At 54.7% G+C, this 21,264-nt stretch carries 15 protein-coding genes; 11 read left to right on the forward strand and 4 right to left on the reverse strand.

Going from position 1 to position 21,264, the window contains the following annotated elements; all coding sequences use genetic code 11:
* Positions 1-668: 668 nt before the first annotated feature.
* The 4 genes from ACGG90_RS11795 (at position 669) to ACGG90_RS11810 (ending at position 5,887) form a co-directional block, all read left to right on the forward strand.
* The gene (locus tag ACGG90_RS11795) at positions 669-1,367 is read left to right on the forward strand and encodes a tRNA (adenine(22)-N(1))-methyltransferase (RefSeq protein WP_390409645.1); all 699 of its coding nucleotides are present in this window, start codon (positions 669-671) and stop codon (positions 1,365-1,367) included.
* Entirely contained in the window at positions 1,357-2,139 is a 783-nt protein-coding gene (locus ACGG90_RS11800) for a Nif3-like dinuclear metal center hexameric protein (protein WP_390409647.1), read from the forward strand. Before ACGG90_RS11795 ends, ACGG90_RS11800 begins: the two co-directional genes overlap by 11 nt.
* A 12-nt stretch (positions 2,140-2,151) precedes the next feature.
* On the forward strand, positions 2,152-4,014 hold the full coding sequence (locus tag ACGG90_RS11805) for a plasmid pRiA4b ORF-3 family protein (protein WP_390409648.1): 1,863 nt from the start codon (positions 2,152-2,154) through the stop codon (positions 4,012-4,014).
* A gap of 427 nt (positions 4,015-4,441) precedes the next feature.
* Positions 4,442-5,887, forward strand: a complete 1,446-nt coding sequence (locus tag ACGG90_RS11810) for an MFS transporter (RefSeq protein ID WP_390409650.1) — start codon at positions 4,442-4,444, stop codon at positions 5,885-5,887.
* On the opposite strand, the gene ACGG90_RS11815 is transcribed toward ACGG90_RS11810, so the two are convergent.
* Positions 5,888-7,294, reverse strand: a complete 1,407-nt coding sequence (locus tag ACGG90_RS11815; RefSeq protein ID WP_390409652.1) for a C69 family dipeptidase — start codon at positions 7,292-7,294, stop codon at positions 5,888-5,890.
* 135 nt (positions 7,295-7,429) lie between these two features.
* Here ACGG90_RS11815 and ACGG90_RS11820 point away from each other — a divergent pair, with 135 nt between their 5' ends.
* From ACGG90_RS11820 to ACGG90_RS11840, 5 genes are read left to right on the forward strand one after another with little or no spacing between them, the layout of a single operon-like run.
* Entirely contained in the window at positions 7,430-7,618 is a 189-nt protein-coding gene (locus ACGG90_RS11820; protein ID WP_390409654.1) for a 2-hydroxymuconate tautomerase, read from the forward strand.
* A 20-nt stretch (positions 7,619-7,638) separates the two neighbouring features.
* A complete protein-coding gene (locus tag ACGG90_RS11825; protein WP_390409656.1) occupies positions 7,639-7,971 on the forward strand; it encodes a metal-sulfur cluster assembly factor in 333 nt (110 codons plus the stop codon).
* A 41-nt stretch (positions 7,972-8,012) separates the two neighbouring features.
* Entirely contained in the window at positions 8,013-8,750 is a 738-nt protein-coding gene (locus ACGG90_RS11830; RefSeq protein ID WP_390409658.1) for an SAM-dependent methyltransferase, read from the forward strand.
* Between the two features lie 13 nt (positions 8,751-8,763).
* Entirely contained in the window at positions 8,764-9,723 is a 960-nt protein-coding gene (locus tag ACGG90_RS11835; RefSeq protein WP_390409660.1) for a hypothetical protein, read from the forward strand.
* Positions 9,723-11,048, forward strand: coding sequence for an RsmF rRNA methyltransferase first C-terminal domain-containing protein (locus tag ACGG90_RS11840; protein ID WP_390409662.1), 1,326 nt, complete (start codon positions 9,723-9,725; stop codon positions 11,046-11,048). Before ACGG90_RS11835 ends, ACGG90_RS11840 begins: the two co-directional genes overlap by 1 nt.
* Positions 11,049-11,093: 45 nt before the next feature.
* Here the strand turns inward: ACGG90_RS11840 and fni are convergent, their stop codons facing one another.
* Genes fni through mvk form a run of 3 tightly spaced genes read right to left on the reverse strand, consistent with a single transcriptional unit; the run spans position 11,094 to position 14,039 of the window.
* Positions 11,094-12,128: a type 2 isopentenyl-diphosphate Delta-isomerase gene (gene fni / locus ACGG90_RS11845; protein WP_390409664.1), complete on the reverse strand. Its 1,035-nt coding sequence runs from the start codon at positions 12,126-12,128 to the stop codon at positions 11,094-11,096.
* Positions 12,121-13,095: a diphosphomevalonate decarboxylase gene (gene mvaD / locus ACGG90_RS11850; RefSeq protein WP_390409666.1), complete on the reverse strand. Its 975-nt coding sequence runs from the start codon at positions 13,093-13,095 to the stop codon at positions 12,121-12,123. Before mvaD ends, fni begins: the two co-directional genes overlap by 8 nt.
* On the reverse strand, positions 13,095-14,039 hold the full coding sequence (mvk, locus tag ACGG90_RS11855; RefSeq protein ID WP_390409668.1) for a mevalonate kinase: 945 nt from the start codon (positions 14,037-14,039) through the stop codon (positions 13,095-13,097). The genes mvaD and mvk overlap by 1 nt, the downstream gene beginning before the upstream one ends.
* Before the next feature lie 115 nt (positions 14,040-14,154).
* Between mvk and ACGG90_RS11860 the strand changes: the two genes are divergently transcribed.
* Together ACGG90_RS11860 and addA are read left to right on the forward strand one after the other, a co-directional pair.
* Positions 14,155-17,640: a PD-(D/E)XK nuclease family protein gene (locus ACGG90_RS11860; RefSeq protein WP_390409670.1), complete on the forward strand. Its 3,486-nt coding sequence runs from the start codon at positions 14,155-14,157 to the stop codon at positions 17,638-17,640.
* Entirely contained in the window at positions 17,633-21,256 is a 3,624-nt protein-coding gene (gene addA, locus ACGG90_RS11865) for a helicase-exonuclease AddAB subunit AddA (protein ID WP_390409672.1), read from the forward strand. The genes ACGG90_RS11860 and addA overlap by 8 nt, the downstream gene beginning before the upstream one ends.
* Positions 21,257-21,264 lie beyond the last annotated feature (8 nt).

The following is a 21,264-nucleotide window of genomic DNA, read 5'->3' on the forward strand; positions in this document are numbered from 1 at the left end:
AAACTATACTTTGCATCGTAGTGACCTCCTATTGTCATTGGGTAAGGGCTTTTATTGTTCTGACAAACGATATTATGCCTCCGAATCCCAGGCCTGACAATCTAGGAGGTCACTTCATATTATCTAAATTCAGAGCCAGGCGCTCGCTTTGCTCACTGGCCCGTCTCTGAATTTGCCGCGATCAGCACAGCGAACCAAGCACAACCCGCTTGTTTCACTGTGCTGATTGTTTCACGGCCTGACCGTCTGGTTGGCCCCACGCACCTGCGCAACACCAGTCCTACATCGTTTGTTTCAGGATAATGTATCGGTCGGCGTCAAAATTGGAACGTTCTGGGCGAATGGCGTCAGTAAGGGTGAAGTGCTGCAACAATGTTGGATGGCTGAGGCCTGCACGGATTAGCAATTTTCTTGCCCGAAACCGTGAACTGAATATATTTCGTATCGATATTGGCTCAGTGACGACAAGGTCTTTGGCGATGTAATTAATGAAACCAGGGTCGATTGTGGCCTGAAAATTAAGTAGGTTAATTTCATTCCCTAGGGTCAAGCAAGTGAGCGCTTGAATCCGCTTAGTGCGTTGCCGCTTAGGCAGTTGACTAGTATACTAAATACCAGACAGCCGTTGCGCCGTGCAGCGGATCAAGACGAGAAGGGGTTAACACCACATGACTATTCATTTATCCAAACGCTTGGCGGCCATCGCCGGCTTCGTTGAACCGCAAGCGCGCATCGCCGATATCGGCACCGACCATGCCTACATTCCGATTTACTTGGCACAAACTGACGTCATTGAATTTGCTGTGGCCAGCGACATCGGCGCCGGGCCTTGTCAAATTGCGCGGCAAAACATTGCCGCGCACGATGTTGCTGATCGCATCGTGGTGCGCCAAGCCGATGGATTAGCCGGTATTCAAGCCGACGACGACTTGGATACCATCATCATTGCCGGCATGGGCGGGCAGTTAATGGTGGAGATCTTAGAAGCTGGGATGGATCGTCTGGATGGTACCGAAAGCTTGATTCTGGCACCAAATCGCGACGATTACACCGTGCGCGCTTGGTTGGCCCAACATGAATTTGGAATTCTGGATGAAGCACTGTTAGAAGATGAAGGCCATGTGTACCCGATCATTGTAGCTGGGCAAACCCGGCCGGAAGTGCCTTATACTGAAGCGGATTTGGTGTTGGGCCCGGTATTGCGCAAACAACGCAGTGAATTATTCTTGCGCGAACTTGACCGCGCCATTGCCACGGCCAAGCGCGTGGTGGCCGGTTTGCAACAAGCCAAAACCCAAGATGCAGCTAAACTGGCGCAAGAACAAGCGCACTTAACCCTGCTTGAGGAGGCGCGCGATGCAAGGTAGCGAGCTGATTGCGCGGTTTGAAACTTTTGCCCCGAGATCCTTGGCGGTGCCAGGGGATCCAATCGGTGTGCAAATCGGAGATCCTGCTCGTGACGTGCACAAGGTGTTGGTGACGCTGGATGTGCGGCCAGAAGTCGTGCAAGAAGCGATCGCTGGCGGGTATGATATGATCTTCGCGCATCATCCGGCGGTGTTTCGCCCGGTGCGCAATCTGAACACGCAAGACCCGCAAATCGCCATGTACGCCGCCTGCCTCAAGCATGACTTATTGGTGTATGCCGCCCACACCAACCTTGATACTGCCGTGGGCGGGATGAATGATTGGTTGGCTGAGGCCTTGGGCTTGGGTCAGGTGCGGCCATTTATTGAAGCTGGCGATGAAGCGCACATGGGCCGCATCGGCAGCTTGCCTGCGCCAGTGGCGTTGCAAGATTATGTGCAACAAGTCAAGCGCATTTTTCACTTGCAAGGTTTGCGGGTGATCGCCAATGATCTCAACCGTTCGGTGCAAAAGGTTGCGGTATTAGGCGGCGACGGCGGCAAGTTCTTCAAAGACGCCAAGTTAGCTGGTGCCGATGTGTATGTGACAGGCGACGTGTATTATCATGTCGGCCATGACATGTTGGCGGCTGACATGCCGGTGATCGACCCAGGCCACCACATCGAAAGTATCATGAAAGCCAAAGTTGCAGACTTGCTGACGCAGTGGTTTGGGGCCAGCTTGCAGGTGCAAGCTTCGGCGTTAAACACAGACCCTTATACCTTCATGTAAAAGGAGCGCATCATGACGAAAGCCTTGATCTTAAAAGTCACCATTGAACACCGGCGGCCGCTGACTTGGCGGCGGCTGGCTGTGGCGCCTGAAACCACTTATACGCAGCTGCATCAGATCATTCAAGCGGCTTTTGGCTGGGAAAATCGGCATCTTTATGCGTTCTATCCGGCATGGGATCGCAGTTTGGTTTATGAAGATGTGCAAGCAGACGATGAAGCATTTGGCCTTGATGCCCGCCGCTATCAAGTGCTGCCTGATCTCAAGCAAGGCACCATCCTTTATGAATATGATTTCGGCGCGTCTTGGGAACATCGCATCAAATTAGAAGCGACCAAAGAACTGCCTTTGCAGCTGCCGCAGTGCCTGGATTTGCGTGGTGGGGGATTTTATGAAGACAGCGATGACCCCATCAAAGATGAAGTGACTGTCGAGTCGATCAACCAAGACCTGGCAGATCTGAAGCTAAGCCAACCGGCAGCGCAAGCGCCGATCAGCCCGGAAAATCAGGCCATCCAGCAACAGTTGGAAAGCGTCGTGACTACCCAGCTGAAACAAGCCTGGACGCTGTATCGTCGCTCGCCTCAACGTGCGGAAGTCGCTGCTTACCCGGATAGTTTCATCATGGCGATTTTGGGGATGTTTGCTTCGGTGGCCATGCGCGGCAAGCCAGCAGCCAGCTGGAGCATGAAGCAAATCGAAGCGGGGCTTGTTGAAGCGCTAACATATTTTAAAGCAGACGAAGATACCCAAGCGGCGACGCTGATGATCGTCGGTGATTTCTTGTATGTCAGTGCGTCAAACAAGCTGCTGCCAGTTACGCCAGCGGCACTAGAGCCGTTGTATGGCAGGTTGGTTCAACAGTTTGATTTAATTGATGACGACGATGATGATGATTTCAGTGATGATCCAGCCGGTGACACCGCCTTGGCTGAATATGGTGAAGCTATCAACGCATTCTTGACCAGTCTGCAATGGACCAAACTGCGCGGGTATGATCGACAATTGGCTGCCGATTTGCTGCTGGGTTTTATCGCGAACTTGTATGAGCAAACCGGCCGCTTGATTGCAGAATGGCAGCCGGCAGACATTGACGCGGCGTTCTTGGATCTCTATCCGCGCCAGATCCTGCTGCAAGAAGCCGAGTGGCCGATGGTGCCTAAGCTGTTAGATGCGTTCATTGCTTATCTGCAAGTGCAACATGCCTTGCCGGCAAAAGTCGCCAAGCGCCTGCGCGCAACGATCAAAGCCGACACACCGCAGATGTTAGCCATGAATGCGGATCACAACAATTGGGCGGCTAACAAGCAACTCGCCCAACAAATGCAAGACGACGGTGTGGATCTCAATGATGATGCGGCGATCCAAGCCTATGTCACCGCGCATCCAAGCCTTGGTATTGGCAGCGACTCACCATATGTGCCGCCAATCACGGCTAAAGCGCATGTGGCTCAAGTCGCAGACAAAACTTGGCGGCAGGCAACTGCTACTCGCGTGCACAACAACGCTGCAGATGTGATGCATAAACTGCCATTAGGTGAGTTGCATCCGGCAGTGGACATGGTATGCGACTTTGTCGACGACATGTATGCCACGACTTTGCAGACGCCATTGCAATGGCAGCCAGCAGCACTCGCAAAAGCTTGGCAGGCGCATCTTGACTTGCTGCAAGCAGACGCGCGCCGCCAGCATACCCAATGGCTGGCAGCTTATTGTACGGCGTTAGGGGCATATACGTCATTAAGCCAGAACCAAGCCGGCAAGCTTGTTGCCGCGGTGCACCAAGCGTTTAATGCCACACCGCGTCAAGCTGCGGCTGAAAGTCGTGCCACTAAGTCAAATGTTGTGCCGTTTCGTAAGCGTACGCGCAGCTGAAGCGAGTTGATACCCGACGTGTTTGATGCGTGGGGTATTTTTTCACCCCAAAGCGCAGCGAGGCGATTTTAGCGAATCAGTTAGCCTAGCCAGCAGGCTTGAGGCGCTGTTTGCCTCGAGTTTGCTGGCGTAGCTAACTGGATTCGCGTTGCCTCGCGCAGCTGGACGAAAAAACCAAAGCGCAGCGAGGCGGTTTTAGCGAATCAGTTAGCCTAGCCAGCGGGCTTGAGGCGCTGTTTGCCTCGAGTTTGCTGGCGTAGCTAACTGGATTCGCGTTGCCTCGCGTAGCTGGACGAAAAAAGCGCAGCAAAGCGATTTAGCGAAGCAGTTAGCGCAACCCGCAAGTTCGACCAACGAATGCCACAGTTTGACCACTTGGCCAAAATCGGCGGCAGGTAGATAATGACCAAGAAAGAAGGGACGACATATGCAACAACAACGCGGCGTGGTGATGCTGGCTGTATTTATTGCAACGTTTATGACTTCGGTGGAAGTGACGATCGTGACCACGGCTTTGCCGGCGATCATCGCTGCTTTACACGGGCTGGCATATCAAAGCTGGATCATGGCTGCATACTTATTGACAACGGCGATCACCACGCCCATCTATGGCAAGCTTTGTGACGCGTATGGCCGCAAAGGCATTTTCACTTGGGGCGTGGCGGTATTTACGCTGGGGTCGTTTGCCAGCGGGTTGGCGCCAAGCATTGGCTGGTTGATCTTGGCGCGCGCGGTGCAAGGCATCGGTGCCGGGGCCGTGATGCCGCTGACTTTTACCATCATTGCCGATTTCTTTGATTACACCAAGCGCGCACGGATGTTGGCCTTTAACAACACCGCTTGGGGGTTATCGGCATTGATTGGCCCGCTATTAGGTGGCTTTTTGGTGGATCGCTTGTCTTGGCATTGGGTATTTTTCGTGAATGTACCGTTAGGCGCGATCGTGTTGGTCTTGATTAGCTTGGGCTATCATCAAACTTGGCAACAGCGGCCGATCCAACTCGACTATCCCGGAATCGCCTGGCTGGCAGCCACGCTGCTATCAGGCTTGTTGGCGGTGCAGTGGCTGCAATCACGACCGCTTGCCGCAGCCGGGTTGGCGGTGGTGGCAGCAATCAGTTTGCGGTTATTCGTGCGCCAAGAACACCGCGCCAAAGATCCGCTGATCGCACCAAGCTTGGTGAAAACCCCTGGCTTTGCCACGCAGATCTTAACCGCGGCGATTTTAAGCGGCGTCTTGATCGCCTATCAAGTGTATTTTCCCATTTGGCTGCAAGGGCTCTATCATCTTGCCGCGACGCAAGCGGGTTTGGCCGTGTCGTCAAGTTCCGTGATGTGGCTGATGGCGAGCTTTTGTGTCGGGACGATCCTAGCACGCTTTAGTCCTAGGCGCACGACGCTGTTGGTGGTGGCGATCCAGTGGCTGTTTTATGCCGCATTGGTCGTTTCCGGCCGCGCGTTTCCAGCATGGGGTTTCTATGTGGTGGCGGCGGTCAACGGCGCTGGGATGGGAATCGTGATTTCGATGAACACGATTTTGGCCCAGCAGCTGGCGCCTAAGCGCTGGCTTGGGGCGGCGACGGCATTGTTTACGCTCGGGCGCAGCTTGGGCCAGACGGTGATGACTGGCGTGTATGGTGCGGTATTAAATCTCGTATTGAATGCCCGCCGCGGCCAGGTCAGCTTTGCGACATTAAATTCAGCCGTGGCCGGTCATGCAGTGCCACAAGCCGCTTCAGGGGTCTTGCTAAGCGGCTTGCATGCGGTGTTTCTCGGCGTTTTGGCGTTATTGATCGTGGTGTGGGTGCTGAATTTCGTTGACCATCCCACAAAAAAACGCTTAGCCCGACGAAGCAGGACTAAGCGCAGTTGATCATAAGTTGGCATCGGTGTTGAAATTCAGCGGCGAAAAGCCGGTGCTTTCAACCAGTAAGCGCATGGTGAAAGCTTGCCAGGCTTGACTGGCCAAGGTGGCCGCTTCAGCAGAAGCTTCAGTTGCCAAAGTCGCAAGCGCCGCGGCATCAAGTTCGCTGCTTGCGGCATCAGTGCGCGCAATCAGGCTAAGCAATTGTTGATGGGTGGCTTGTTGGACGTCAGCTAAAGCGCGGGCATAATGGTTATAATGCGCATCCACCAACACGCCAGCCAGCTTGTACTGCCAATAAGCCGAATCCAAACTGGCCGGCAAGCCGCCTTTGGCATAGCTGTCAGGAAACGCGCTGGCCCCGGCGAAGAATGGGACAAATTGGCTTTCTGCCGCAATCCCCATGGCCAGCCAATGGATATCGGCAATGGCTTGCGGCAATTTGGGCCGCAATTGCAGCACATGGGCTTCTTGCGTTTTGGCCAAGCTGATCGGGCGATAGCGCCTTGGCTGGCTGGCAGTTGGGTCAGCTGGATCGTAAGGGGTTTCTTGATAATGGCTGCCGAGTACCGCGAAGGCGTCATCGACAAACAAGGGCCGATCAGCTTGTTGGTTGAATGGCAAAGCGCTTGATTCAGGATCTTGCTTGACACTTGGCGTCAAGCGGCGCTGGCCGTCCCACACGCGCGGTGTGTTGTAGGTGCGATCAAAGGCTGAATCAGTGCCGAAGATCTGGCGGAAGTTAAACGGTGTGCCAACCTGCCACAAGTCGTGGCTTGCGGCAAATTCTTGCAAGTCAGGGCTAAACATGAAGTCTGGCGAGTCAAAAGCGACTTCTTGAATCGCCAATTGATTGGCCACCACCGCGTAGCCGTCATCTGGAATGCGTTGGGCGACAAAGCGGTGGCCGGTGGCGATTTCCATATACCACGCTTCATTATGGTCGGCAAACAAGACGCCATTGGCTTCACCGGTGCCGTATTTGGCGATCAAATCGCCTAAGCGCTGGACGCCTTGGCGCGCTGAAGTCACATAAGGCAACACGACTGTCACCATGGCTTCTTCAAAGATCCCGCTGGCGACAAACGGGTCATGGGCCAACACCCGCGCGTTGGCATAAGCACTTTCAGTGGCACTCATGGCCACGCCGGCTTCGTTGATGCCGGCTTCTTCAAAGACGCCGTATTGATCTGTCCACTCAGGCGTGGCGGTGTAAGCTAAGGCGTGGGTGGGCAAATCGATGCTCACCCCAGAATCTTTAGAAACAAAAGGCGTTTGAACAGTTTGGGCGGGGTGTTTGATCAAGTGCTTAGGCCAAGCGCTTTTGGCGTCTTCGTTTCTGCCGATCATCACCGAGCCATCGGCACTGGCGCGCTTGCCGATCAAGATACTGGTACAAGAACTGCGATTTTGCAAAGCGATCCCTCCATTTGGCTTTATTATAGCGTATAACAGGTTGGCTTGCCTGGTTCAAAAAGTTGCACAGATGTGAGATAATAAGGCCAAGCGGTTTGCAGCGCCAAACCAGACTCGACACAAGGAGAATTTATTATGCCATTAGTACACATTGACTTGATCGAAGGCCGCAGCGCAGAACAGTTGCGCGGTATGGTCAAAGACGTCACCGATGCCATTGCCAAAAACACCGGCGCCCCCAAGGAACATATCCACGTGGTGCTTAACGAAATGGCCAAAGAACATTATGCCGTTGGCGGCGTACTCAAAAGCGACGAACAGTAATCAGCCTAGGAGGCGGTAGCATGGCTCAAGAAACGCAAAGTGCCTATTATGACCAGATGAAAACCAAGATCCTTGAAGCGTTGGAAACCGTCATCGATCCGGAACTGGGCATCGATTTGATCAACTTGGGCTTGATTTATGGCGTTGATCTTGATGAAGACGGCAATTGCTCAGTTGAAATGACCTTGACCACCATGGGCTGCCCGTTGACAGATATCTTGGATGAAGACATTCACCGTGCCTTGTTAGGCATCGACGGCATTAAGTCCGTTGAGATCCACTTGGTGTGGTACCCGGCATGGGGCCCTGAACGGATGAGCCGCTATGCCAGAATGGCATTAGGGATCCACTAAACCGCCCTTGGGCGGTTTTTGCGTGATGAGGGGAGAATCGATTGGATTATTGGCAGACCTTGACTACCTTAGATGCGCGCTTGGCGCTGAACGGCGTCCATCAACAAGTCACCGCCATGGCGGCGTGGCGCCAGGCGCTGGGTGAATCTCTGGTGCCTAAGCAGCCGTTAATGCGGCTGGGCGTGGATGAAAGCTTGTATCTTGAGGGCCTGCTGCAAGGCATTACCCCTAAGGACTTGCACACCGTTGACGCATTGTTGCGCAACTTTCGCCAGTATTGTGCTTATCACTTCGGGATGTGGGCGGCGGTCAATCAACAACTGTTTGCGACTTGGACGCGGCTGTTTGGTCCGCTGCGTTATTTAGAAGTCGCTGCTGGCAATGGTTATGTGTCTGCTGGGTTGCAAGCTGCCGGCAATGCGGTGATCACCACCGATCCGCTTTCTTGGACCAAAGAAAACGCCACCGGCCGCAAGCCGCTGGTGCCAGTTTTGCCATACACCGCCACGACAGCGTTATGGCGCTACGGGTCGCAAGTTGATGCGGTGGTGATGGCTTGGAGCCCGGACCGAGATCCTAACGATGCGCATTTTCTGCAGGTGTTGCGGCAACATTATCCCAACTTGTTGTTTTTTGTGATCGGCGAGCGCAATGGGGCGACTAACAGCCGCTTGTTTTGGTCGCAGGCGCAATTTGTGCCTGAGCGCCGTTTGTTGGCGTTAAATCGGGCTTTTCCCCAGTATGACGCGATCAATGAGCGGATCTATTTAATGCGCTGAGAGGATTATAGCGATGAAGAAATTATTCCTGATCGATCTGTTGATGCTGGCCTTGGTGATCGTCGCCGGGCTGACTTGGTCGATCCATGATCAATCAGAATATGCCGATCGCTTGGATCACTATGGGTTAAGCGAAACCACGGTGCGCGTCAAAACCGCGACTGCCATGACACCGGCCCAAGCGGCGCAAGCGTTGAGCAGCACCAAGCTGCAAGATGTCCAAGTGCAAATCCAAAGCGGGTCTACCGTTTATTTGTGGGGCAAAGGCAATTATGCCAGCTTGCCGTTAACGTCTGGCAGCTGGTTTTCTGATGCCGATTTGGCTTCGCCGCTGCCTACAGCTGTGGTTGGGCAAGCATTAGAAGCCAAGCTGCACCTTGGCAGCAATCAGCGCTATTTGCCGCTTGGGACCAACTATATTCCTGTGTTGGGAGTCGTGGCCAGCCGTCAAGCCAAGGCGTTAGATCAGGTGACTTTCATCAACGCCGCTTCAGCCAAAGCCGGCCCTGCCTTAAAGAATGTGCGGGTCTTGGCTGACGGGCCGCAAATCGACGAGCAGCTTGGCTTGTTGACTCGCGCGCTTAAAGCCAAGCAAACCACGCCTTATACTTTCTCCACCAGCACGCAGCGCGGCGATTGGTGGACGCGCAATCGGACTTTGGTGTTGGCAGGGGTGGCATTGGTGATCGCCGCTTTGACTTTAGGCTTCTTGGCGGCGCATATCGCCCCGCTGCAAGCCGCTGGCGGCTTGGATCCGGCGATGCAAGACACTTTCTTGCAAGGCTGGTGGCGTTCTGCCGTGGCCCAAGCCGCAGTGGCGACTGCCATTGGCGCCGCAGTGGCTTGGTGGCAGTTTTATTTCACCAATGTGCTTGAGATGTTAGGTTTTGCCGTTGCTTTATTGGCGGTTTATGGGGTGTTTGGCTTTATCAGCTTAGCCCGCCGCTTCAAACAAGAAAGGATAACCAACTGATGCAGCTTCCAGAAGGCTTTGCAGCCAAGTATCAACAATTATTAGGCCCAGACGCGGCGGCGTTTTTGGCGACTTATGACCAACCGGCGCATGCGGGGTTTCGCACCAACCCGTTGCGTCCAGCCGTGCCCACGCTTGACGGCGAGGCGGTGCCTTGGAGTCAATGGGGCCATTATGGCAAAGTTGCCGGCAACAGCATTGATCATGTTTCCGGTTATGTTTACAGCCAAGAGCCCAGTGCGCAATTCGTGGCCACGGTGCTTGCGCCTGAGCCTGGCGAAGTGGTGTTGGATCTGTGCGCTGCGCCTGGTGGCAAAACGACGCACATCGCCAGTTTCATGCAAGGCCAAGGGGTGGTGGTGACCAACGAGATCAACCGCAGCCGCGCCAAAGTCTTGGCTTCTAATGTCGAGCGCTTCGGCGTGACCAACGCTTTGATCACCAATAACGACCCGGCCAGTTTGGCCAAGGCTTGGCCGGAACAATTCGATCGCATCTTGGTGGATGCGCCGTGTTCTGGCGAAGGCATGTTTCGCAAAGACCCTGACGCCACGGCGTATTGGACGCCGGATTACCCAGCCGCTTGTGCCAAGCGCCAACGCGAGATCTTAACTGAAGCCGTCAAGATGTTGCGGCCAGGCGGCACCTTGGTGTATTCGACATGTACCTTTGCGCCAGAAGAAGACGAGCAAATCGCCAGCTGGGCCAATCGTGAATTGCCGCTGGACTTGGTGCCAATCGCCAAAATCGCCGGCATCGCCGATGGCCGGCCAGCCTGGGCAAATGACGATCCTGCCGTGGCCATGACCGCGCGTTTATGGCCGCAGAATTTGGCTGGGGAAGGCCATTATGTTGCGCGTTTTGTCAAAGCAGGGGATGCGCCGATTCGCCAAACGCACCCGGCGATCAGCCGCTTATCCGTTGAGCAACGCCGCGACTTCACGAATTTCGTTCAAACCAGTTTGACTGCGGTGCCGACTGGGGAATTATTGGCTGTCAAAGACCAGCTTTATGCTGTTCCTGCCGGCTGTCCAGATTGGCGCCAGGTCCGCGTGGTGCGCGCCGGCGTGCATTTGGGCACTTTCAAGAAGAATCGCTTTGAAGCCAGCCACAGCCTGGCCACAGCGCTTGCGCCAAGCGCGTTTCAAACTGTGGTACCAGTCAGCGCTGACGAATACGCCAGCTATCGCCATGGCGAATTGCTGCACCGCGACTTGCCAGGCAAGCAATATGTCTTGTTGACCCACGCCGATAAAGGCTTTGCGATCGGCAAACTGGTGAATCACACGATCAAAAACGTGTATCCTAAAGGACTGCGCATATAACCACACAAATAGGACCTGCTCATTGAGCAGGCCCTATTTGTGTGGTTATGGCATGGTCAAGCCGCGCTGCTTGGCGTAATTGATCAATTCTGCACTGTAAATCACTGGCACGTCGCGCAATGCGGTGAGGTCTTTGGCACCCAGCATGGCCAACAAGCGCGGCAAGGCGGCTTGCCACGCCTGCAAGCGCGCAATGGCTTGGGCTTCGCCGTCTTGGATCAGCCAGTGCAGCACCAATCCGCTGATGCCCACCGCCGTTGCTCCTAGGCGCAAGGCTTTAAGCACATCAAGCGGGGTGCGGATGCCGCCGGTGGCAAAAATCGTCGCTTGAGCCCCTGAAGCTTCCAGCAAGGATTCTACTGTCGTTTGACCAAAATCGGCCAGATCTGCAAACACGCTGGGATCTGTGGTGCGGGCATTCTCAATTTGGCCAAAGCTGGTGCCGCCATGGCCGCCGATATCGATGTAGCCAACGCCGCGTTTCACCAAGGCGGCAATGGCTGATTTGGTAAAGCCGTTGCCGACTTCTTTGACGACGACTGGCACGCTTAAGTGAGCGGCCAGCTGCTGAATTTGATCAAGCCAGATAAAGGCGCGGTCGCCTTCTGGCATGACAGTTTCTTGCACGGCGTTGAGATGAAGCTCCAAGGCGTTGGCGTCAAGCATCTTGATCGCCGTTTGCGCTTGGGTCAGCGTGGCATTGGCGCCGAGATTGGCGAAGATGAAGCCGCTGGGGTCATTATCCCGCAAGCCGGTGAAAGTCGCGGCCAACTCCGGCTCGCGCAAAGCCACAGATTGAGAGCCGCTGGCGATGGCCACGCCGCAAGCGGCAGCGATGCGGCCTAAGGCTTGATTATATTGCCCGGTTTGCTTTGAGCCGCCAGTCATGGCGTTGATATAAATCGGCCATCGCCAGTCGAAGACGCCAGGGGCGACATTCACTTCTGCCACAGTGGTTTCCGGCAGCGGATTGTGAATGAAGCGCACCTGCTCAAAGCCAGCTTGGGCATGCGGCTGAAAATACTTCTCTGCTAAGAACACATGCTCATCTTTGCGATGGGATTGAATCGATTCAGACATCGGCTTCCTCCTTGAGCACCTGCGCACCAGGCCCTGGCAACGCCACTAACACGCGATTTGGGAAAGCAGCTGCTAAAGCTGCTTGGACTTTAGCCGCGGCTTCTTGGGTGGTTAAGACCTTGACATTAGGCCCGGCATCCATTGTGGCATAAGCCGGCAAGCCGCTTTGCCGCAGTTGGCGCACGATCGCCCAAGCCTGCAAGGTTTCTGGCTGCCAGTAGGTAAAAGCCGGGTCGCTGGCTAAGATGGCCGCGTGCATTTGCATGCTGCTTTGTTCGGTGAGGTGACCGACTTGTGCCATGTCGCCGGCTGCCAGTGCCGCCACCATTTGGCCGGCCGCTTCTTGGTTGTGGCTGACCCAAGCTGGATAATAAGGGGAAGTCGCCACGGTGTTGGCCATTAAAGCGCGTGAAGACACGCTTTTGGCGGCTTTTGAAATCATCACCACCACCATGGCCAAGGCCAATGGCGTGGCCGGCAAGGCTTGAGCATAAGACGTTGCGTCATCAACGCCGCGATGCCAAATCGCCAAACCCCCATAAATGCTGCGGGTGGCTGACCCTGAACCGCGCCGCGCCAACCGCGACAGCGCTTGAGGCGCCAGTTGCAAGCCGGCGGCGCGACTGGCGGCCAAAGCCAAAGCGGCATACGCCGAGGCGGAACTGGCCAATCCAGCCGCAGTGGGCACGTGATTATTAGAACTGATCTTAGCAAAGGCGGCAATGCCGGCTTGTTTGCGCACTTGATCCATGAAGCGGCTGACTTTGCCGGCTGGCTGGACTTGGCCGTTTAAACTAAAGACATCAGCAGTTAAACTGGCATCAAAGCCCACAGTGGTGTCGGTATAGAAATCAGCCAGCGTCAACGAAACACTGTCAGTATATGGCAGCATCAGCTGCGGGTCTTTCTTGCCCCAGTATTTGATCAAGGCGATATTGGTGTGAGCGCGAGCGGTGATCGTTTGCATTAATGTCCTCCTGTTGAAAAGTCATATTGCCAAGTGGCAGCGGCACCGGCAGCTTGTAAGGCCAAGCGGATCTGTTGGGCCTGGGCAGCCGAATCGGCTAAAGCGATCATACACCCGCCTAAACCAGATCCGGTCAGCTTTGCGCCTAATGCGCCGGCAGCCATGGCGGCTTGGATCAAATGATCCAATTGGGCATTAGATACCCCTAAGGCGCGAAGTTGTACTTGCGCTTTGGTCAATTGGGCCCCTAATGCCGGCAAGTCGTCTGCCAATAGGGCGGCTTTGGCTAAGGCGACAGCTTGGCCGATGGCTTTGATTTGTGCATCAACAGTGGCAGGATCTTGCGCCCGGCGCGTGGCCACTGCTTGGACAGCTTCTTTGGTTTGACCCATGATGCCGGTGTCAGCGATCACCAAGCTGCCGTTGGTGGGAAACACGATTGGCACAATTGGGGTGGTTTTGGTAAACCACAGCGGGGTGTCAGCGCTGGTGGTGGCCGCGTCTAAGCCGCTGGGATTGCCGTGGATCGCCTTTTCTGAACGCGCCGTCCATTGCAACAAGGTGCGCTGGGTAAGCGCCGTATCAAACGCCGCATAGAAGGCCCGCACCACCGCTGTGGCAGTGGCTGCTGAGCTGCCCATGCCGCGCTCTGGCGGCAAGGCGCTGACGATACGCAAGGTGAAGCCGGCTTGTTCAGCGTGAAAATACGCCAACAGTGCAGCGATCAAATCGGCGATCCCGGCAAAATCCGTGGCGGCTGCTGCTTGCAAGGGGCCTTGGTAGAATTTGGAATCGATCATTTGCTGTTTTCGGGGGTTGACGATGATGGTGGCGGTCAGCTTGATGGCTTTGACTGGCAAGGCAATGGCCGGCTGGCCATAAACCACCGCGTGTTCGCCGATCAAGATGATCTTGGCGCAACTGGAACCAGATGCGGAATGCATTGAAAAAACGCTCCTTTTAGACGCTAATAATTATCTTAACTATACCGTAACCTAGCGGCGAGCGCATGGGATTTTGTGATAGACTGACAGTATCTTAAACACTGCGGAGGCTGCTATGCCATTACAATTTATCTTAGGTGCTGCAAGCGCCGACCATAAACTTGCTGTTACGCAAGCCATCAAGGCCACTTTACAAGCCGATGCGCAAGCTGAGGTTTTCTATTTGGTGCCGAATCACTTGAAGTTTGAAGCCGAAGTCAGCTTATTGCAGGCGTTGCGCGATGATTCGCCGATTGTGGCGCAAAGTCGGGTGCAGACGTTCTCATTCACGCGCTTGGCTTGGTATTATCTCAAAGACACGCCGCTTTACGCCCAGCCGCGCTTAGACACAGCAGCCAATGCCATGCTCACTGCTCGGCTGGTGGCAGAGCATGTCCAAGAATTGCGCTTGTTTGCCGGCTTGGCGCATTCGGCAGGTTTCATCACCAAGTTAGCCGCGCAGTTAAGTGAGTTGCTAGCAGGCAAAATCGACGCGCAAACGCTGGCTGCTGCGGCAGATCAATTGCCTGGCAATGACCGCCATCGCGCCAAATTACAAGACTTGGTCGTGATGCTGGATGCTTATGAAGAAGCGGTGGGGCCTTTTGCCACCAATGCCAGCTTGTTGGCGGCGTTAAGCAATCACTTGCTAGAAGCCGACTTAAGCCACACCTATTTCTATTTAAACCACTTCAACGACTTGGCCGCCAGTGAAATGGCGTTGGTGGCCACGATGATGCAGCGCGGGGCCAAGCTGGTGGTGTGCTTGACGATGCCTGATGAAACCCCGCAACAAGCACCGAGTTTATTCATCCCCGCGCAGCGTTTGCATCGCCGCTTATTGCAGTCAGCTAAACAGCTGCATGTTGCGGTGCAACCCGCTGTGTTTGCGCCGCAACGCGCGGGTTTGTCGCCGAGTATGCACACCGTGGAGCGCTTCTTTGTCGCCGACACCCAAATGGCGCAGCTAGACGCCAGCGGCATGGCAGTTGATCAAATCACCTTGGCCCAAGCGGATTCCGTTTATTCGGAATTACGGCATGTGGCCCAAGCCATCAACGCTGGCGTCCATGCCGGCGGGCGCTATCGGGATTACTTGGTGATTGCGCGGCACTTGGATCCATATGCGGATCTGATCGCGCCGGTGTTTGCCCAATATCAAATCCCAGTGTTTACCGATCGTGAACACCCCATGCAGCAACATCCTTTAGTGGCGCTGTTGGAAAGCCTATTTGCCATTAAGCGGCATCATTATCAATATAACGACGTGATGCGCTTCTTGCGCACCGGCTTGGTGGTGCCTGAAAGCATGACGCAAGACGCTTATCAAGACGCGGTGGATGTGTGCGATAACCACCTGTTGCGTACCGGCATCACCGGCAGCTATTGGACCAACGGCAAGCCTTGGCAGTATTTGAGAAGGCGCGTGCAAGACGACACGATCGATCGCGATGTTGACAAAACCGCGCAGATCAATGCGATCCGCGAATTTGTTTCGGCCTGCTTGCCGCCGTTATTTGCCCAACTTGATGAAGCTGCCACTGGAGCTGATGCCGCCAAAGCGCTATATGCTTGGCTTGACGGTCAACACGTGGTGGCGCGTTTGGATGAATGGCGCCAAGCGGCAATCGACCGCGGCGATTTGACTGACAGCCATGCCGGCGAACAAGCCTGGCAGACGCTGATCGATTTGCTGGATCATTTTGTCACGATCTTAGGCCAGGCGCCTTGTGATCTGCAACAATTCAGCGATTTGCTGGAAGCCGGGTTTGCCAGTGCCACTTACACCCAGATCCCTTCGACCTTGGATCAAGTGGTGGTGTCAGAAACGGCCTTGACGCGCTTGAGCAAATTCAAGCATGTCTTTGTCATCGGCGCCACCAGCTTGGTGATGCCTGATGTGCTAAGTGATAGCGGGTTGTTGTCGGCTGAAGACCGCGAGCAATTGCAAGCTTTATTGCCGGATTCGGCGTGGCTGGCGGTGTCCGGTCCGCAATCAGCGTTAAGCGACCCGTTTATCAATTATGTGGGGATGTTAGCCGCCAGTACCAGCTTGACCATGAGCTATCCGGCCTTTGGCGAGCGGGAATTACACCCGTCGCCTTATTTCACGCGCATGCAACAAGCTTTGCACCTGACACCAGTAGCTTGGGGCCCGACGACGCTTTGTGCCAGTGTCAAAACTTTAGCCGGCAGCCCGCGGGCCTTCTTGGCAGATCTAGTGGCGGTGATGCGCCAAAGCAAAGACGCCAAGTTGCCGTTAAGCCCTGCTTGGCAAGCCGTCGCCGCCCAGCTTAAACAAAGTCCTTTGGCACCTTTAGCCGCCCGCTTGATCGCCAGTGTCGATTACACCAACGCCGTTGGGCACTTGGCGCCAAGTTTGGCGCAAGCGCTGTATGGCAAGCACTTGAATGTGTCGGTGTCGCGCTTGGAAACCTTCTGGAAGAATCCTTATGAGTATTTCTTAAAATACGGCTTGCGCTTGCAGCCGCGGCCGGAATTTGCCTTGACGCCGGCTGATACCGGCAGTTTGTATCATGCTACGCTTGATCAAGTGTTTACCAAACTGTTAGATCAAGGCCAGCAGCTGGCTGACGTGGACCGCAGCGCCATTGCGCCGTTAGTGCAAGAAGTGCTGGCACAACTAGCCCAAGCGCCAGGCTTTGAGATCTTAACGACGTCACAGCAAATGCAATATGTCCGCCGCAAAGCCGCTTTAATGCTCAATGATGTGTTAGTGGCGATCCATGACCAGCAGCATCGCGGGCAATTCCGCACCAAAGCCACCGAAGTCGCTTTTGGCGCCGGCCGTGATCAACATGCGCTGCCGGCGCTGGTGTTGCCGCTGGCAGGTCAGCAAAGCGTCACTGTGCGCGGCAAAATCGACCGCTTAGACACGGCTTTAGTTGATGGTGAAGAATATTTCCTGATCGTCGATTACAAATCCAGCCAGCGCCGCTTCAAGCCAGTGGAAGCTTATTATGGGGTGGCGTTGCAGCTGTTAACGTATATCGACGCCGCCCAGCATGGTTTGGCTCAACAAGGCGAAACTGCCCAAGCCGCAGGGGCATTGTACATGCAGCTCAAGCGCCCGGCAGTGAATTATGCGCCTAGTTTGGATGTTGCCCAAGAGCGCTTTAAAGCCTTCAAGTTATACGGCGTGTTGGTGCTGCCAGAAGATCTTGATCAAGCCCAAAGCGTCGCTTCCGTCTTTGACAGCAGCTTGTTGACTGAAGCCGGCGCCAGTCCGGTGGTGCAAATCGGCACCACCAGCAAAGGGGCTTTTGCCAAAACCAGCACCAAGACCATCACGCCAGAAGAATTGACGCTGTATTTGGCGCATAATCGCCAAGAGATCACCAAAGCCGCCCAAGCGATTTTGACTGGGGAAATTGCCTTGGCCCCGATCCAGTTTGGCCAAGAAGCCACCACGATCACCAACTCTGATTATCAAAGCATCATGTGCTTTGACCCAGCCACCGGCTTTGACCGCTATCGGCGCGTGGAAGCTTTGGATCAAGCCGCCATCATCGCCAAGCTCAAGGAGGAACACGATGCCTAAGTATACCGAAAATCAACAACGCGCCATCACCCATGGCGGCCATGATGTGCTGGTTTCTGCCAGTGCCGGATCTGGGAAAACCACGGTGTTAGTCCAGCGCATCATGCATCAACTCACTGCCAAGGTACCGCTGGCCAAGATGTTGATCGTGACTTTTACCACGGCGGCAACAGCTGATATGAAACTTAAGATCCAAAAGAAACTCAAACAAGCCATTGATGCGCGGCCAGAAGATGACATCCGCCGCTTTATGGTGACGCAATTGGCCTTGTCTAATGCAGCGCCGATCATGACGCTGGATGCCTTTTGCTTGCAAGTGGTGCAGCAATATTATTACGCCATTGACTTGGATCCTGGCTTTCGCATGCTTAGCGATGTCGTTGAGCGCAGCTTATTAGCCGAGAATGTTTGGGCAGACTTAGCCGAAGTGCTTTACGCCGGCGAGCACGCCCAGGCTTTCACTGCCTTAGCCGACAATTTCAGCCAAGGCGTCGATGACCGGGGATTGGCAGAAACGGTGTTTGCTTTAGTTGATTACGCCAATACCACCACCGACCCCAAAGCGTGGCTGCAAGCTTTGGCAAAGCCTTATGCGCCGGCAAACTTCGCGGCAGACTTTGCCGCCAGGATTTGGCCGCCGCTTCAGCGCGGGATCATGGCGCTGATCGGCCAGCTTCAGGCGCTTAAAACCCCGCTTGATCCCGCCGATATTGGGCTTAACGCTGCCATGATGGCCATAGATGAAACCATTGGCGGCTTGCAGGCTGCTGTTGAATTAACGGCGCCAGATTATGCGACGGTGTTTAACACCTTAGCCAATGTGACTTGGCCAACTTGGCCGCGCACCAAAGCCCAAGACCCAGACGCTGTGGCGTTGAAATCCGCAACCAACGATCAGCGCAAAGCCTTGCAAAAGCAGTTTGAAGCGCAGCTGCTGGCGCAGGTCAATATTGCCCCGGCGGATCTGGCAACAGCGCTTGAACACGCGTATCCCATGATGCAAACCTTGCAAATGGTATGTGAAGAATTCCGCTTGGCCTTTGACGCAGAAAAACAAGCGCGTCATGTGCAAGACTTCGGGGATGTGGCGCATCACGCCTTGACGATTTTGAAGACCTTAGATCCGCAAACCAATCGACCGATCGCCGAGAATTTCCAAGCCGGCTTTGACCAAGTGTTTGTCGATGAATACCAAGACATCAATCCGCTGCAAGAAGCGCTGCTGGATGAAATCAGCCAACCAGACCCAGGCAACCGCTTTATGGTCGGCGATATCAAGCAAAGTATTTACGGTTTCCGCTTGGCTGATCCGACGTTGTTCTTAAACAAATACAAGCGCTTTGGCGACCCCGCTGTCAGCGGCGAACGGTTGGTGTTAGCCGAGAACTTCCGCTCATCGCGCAATGTCTTGGACTTTACGAATTTGGTGTTTTCGCAAATCATGGATGAAGCGGTGGGGGACATGGCATATGACAAAGATGCCCAGCTTAAGCGCGCCACCTTCATGGCCCCGCCTGACTTTGCGCCAACCACCGAATTGCTGTTAAATGTCGCGCCGGACTTGGATCCTGAAGCAGCAGAAGAAAGTGATGATGACCTAGACAAAACCGTGCTTGAAACCCGCTTGGTGATCAAGCGGATCAAAGCACTGTTAGCCGATGAATCAGCATATATTTATACCGGCCAAGATCAAGCTGGCAATTGGCAGAAACACCGCATCCGCTACCGCGATATCACCTTGTTGGTACGCAGCCGCAGTCAAAACATCACCATTCAAAGCGAATTCTCCCGCGCCAATGTGCCCATCAAGGTGTTAGACGCCCAGAATTACTTCAAAACCACCGAACTCATGACCATGTTGGCGTTGTTGCGCTTGATCGACAACCCGCGCCAAGAAGTGGCTTTAGTGGCGGTATTGCGCTCACCGTTAGTGGGGCTGTCTGCAGACAGCTTGGCCTTGATCCGGTTGGCTAAGCCTGAAGCCAGCTTTGATGATGCTTGGCGCGAATTCTTAACGCAGCCTGCCACCACCGATTTGCAAGCAGCCACGCTGCAACAAGCACAGGCTTTTGCTGAACAGTTGGCGCAGTTGCGGGTTTTTGCGCGGGAACATGAATTGGTAGATTTGATTTGGCATATTTATGATGTCTTTGGGTATTTGGATTTTGTCGGCGGCCTGCCTGGTGGCAAGCAGCGTCAAGCCAACTTGCGCGCTTTAGCCAGCCGTGCGGCCAGTTATGAAGCCGGGGGCTTTCAAGGTTTATTTGCCTTCATTCACTTCATTGAACTCATGCAAAAGCGCGACAAAGACCTCGCCACCCCAGTCACTGTCGACCCGGATGCCGATGCGGTGTCCTTGATGACCATTCATGGCAGCAAAGGCTTGGAGTTCCCGGTGGTGTTTCTGGTAGGCGCCGACAAGCGCTTCAACCTGCAAGATCTCAATCAACGCCAGATCCTCAGCCAACAAGGTGCTGGGATCCAGTGGCTGGATCCGCAAACGCAAGTCAATTACGCTTTGCCGCAATACAACCAAGCGCGCGCCTTGAAACAGCGGCAACTGCTGGCAGAAGAAATGCGCTTGTTGTATGTGGCTTTGACGCGGGCGGAACAATATTTGTTTGTGGTCGCTAACGTCCAAGATGTTGACCAAGTCTTCTTGAAGTGGGCCCAGGCCCAAGAAACCAGCGGCCAAGTGCTGCCAGAAAGTCTGCGCGCCAGTGCCCGTTCTTATTTGGATTGGATCGCCATGGCGTTGGTACGCCATCCGGACTTTGAAAGCCAACAAGTGATCCAAAGCTTCGGCGCCAAAGTGGCAGTACATACCACCGTGGCGGATACCCAAACTGCCCAACTTGCTGCTGCGCCAATGACCCAACCGGCGTTAGATTTGGATCTTGATGACTGGTTTGCTTGGCAATATCCTTACCAGCGCGCCACTGCCACCACCGGCTTTCAAAGTGTGACTGAAATCAAGCGCGCCCAGAATGAAGACCCGGACAACACCGAATTGGTCCGTGCCAATCGCTTAGGCAGCCGCTATACCAGCGATTTTGCTCAACCACAATTTCTCACCACAGCCCAAACTGAATCCGCCACCGCCATTGGGACGGCCACGCATTTGGTGTTGCAGCGCATCGATTGGACCTTGCCGGCGCAAGCGGCGATCAGCCAAGCCAAAGCGAAGCTTGTGGCAGGCGGCCAGCTTAGCCAAGCGGTGGCTGAGCGCATTGATGACGCACATTTGGTCGCCTTTTGCACAGGGCCGTTGGGGCAGTTGATCAAGACTTATGCGCCGAGTTTAAAGCGTGAAGTGGCGTTTTCACTGTTGCTGCCGGCTAAGCGGGTGTTTAAAGATATGGACGATCCGGATGCCGACATCTTGGTGCATGGGATCATCGACGGCTACATCGACACGCCTGAAGGGTTAGTGGTGTTTGATTACAAAACCGACCACGTCAGCGATGCCCAAGCGCTGCTTGCGCGCTACACCACGCAGCTGCAATTATACGCAGAAGCGCTGGCGCATTTGCAAAGCCGGCCGATCGCCAAGCGCTACTTGGTGGCCTTGGCAGTCAACGAACTGGCAGAGGTAGCCAAGGGGCCGGATGAATAGTAGAATGA

Origin of the sequence: Lacticaseibacillus jixiensis (assembly GCF_042847315.1) — a bacterium.
Lineage (GTDB): Bacteria > Bacillota > Bacilli > Lactobacillales > Lactobacillaceae > Lacticaseibacillus > Lacticaseibacillus jixiensis.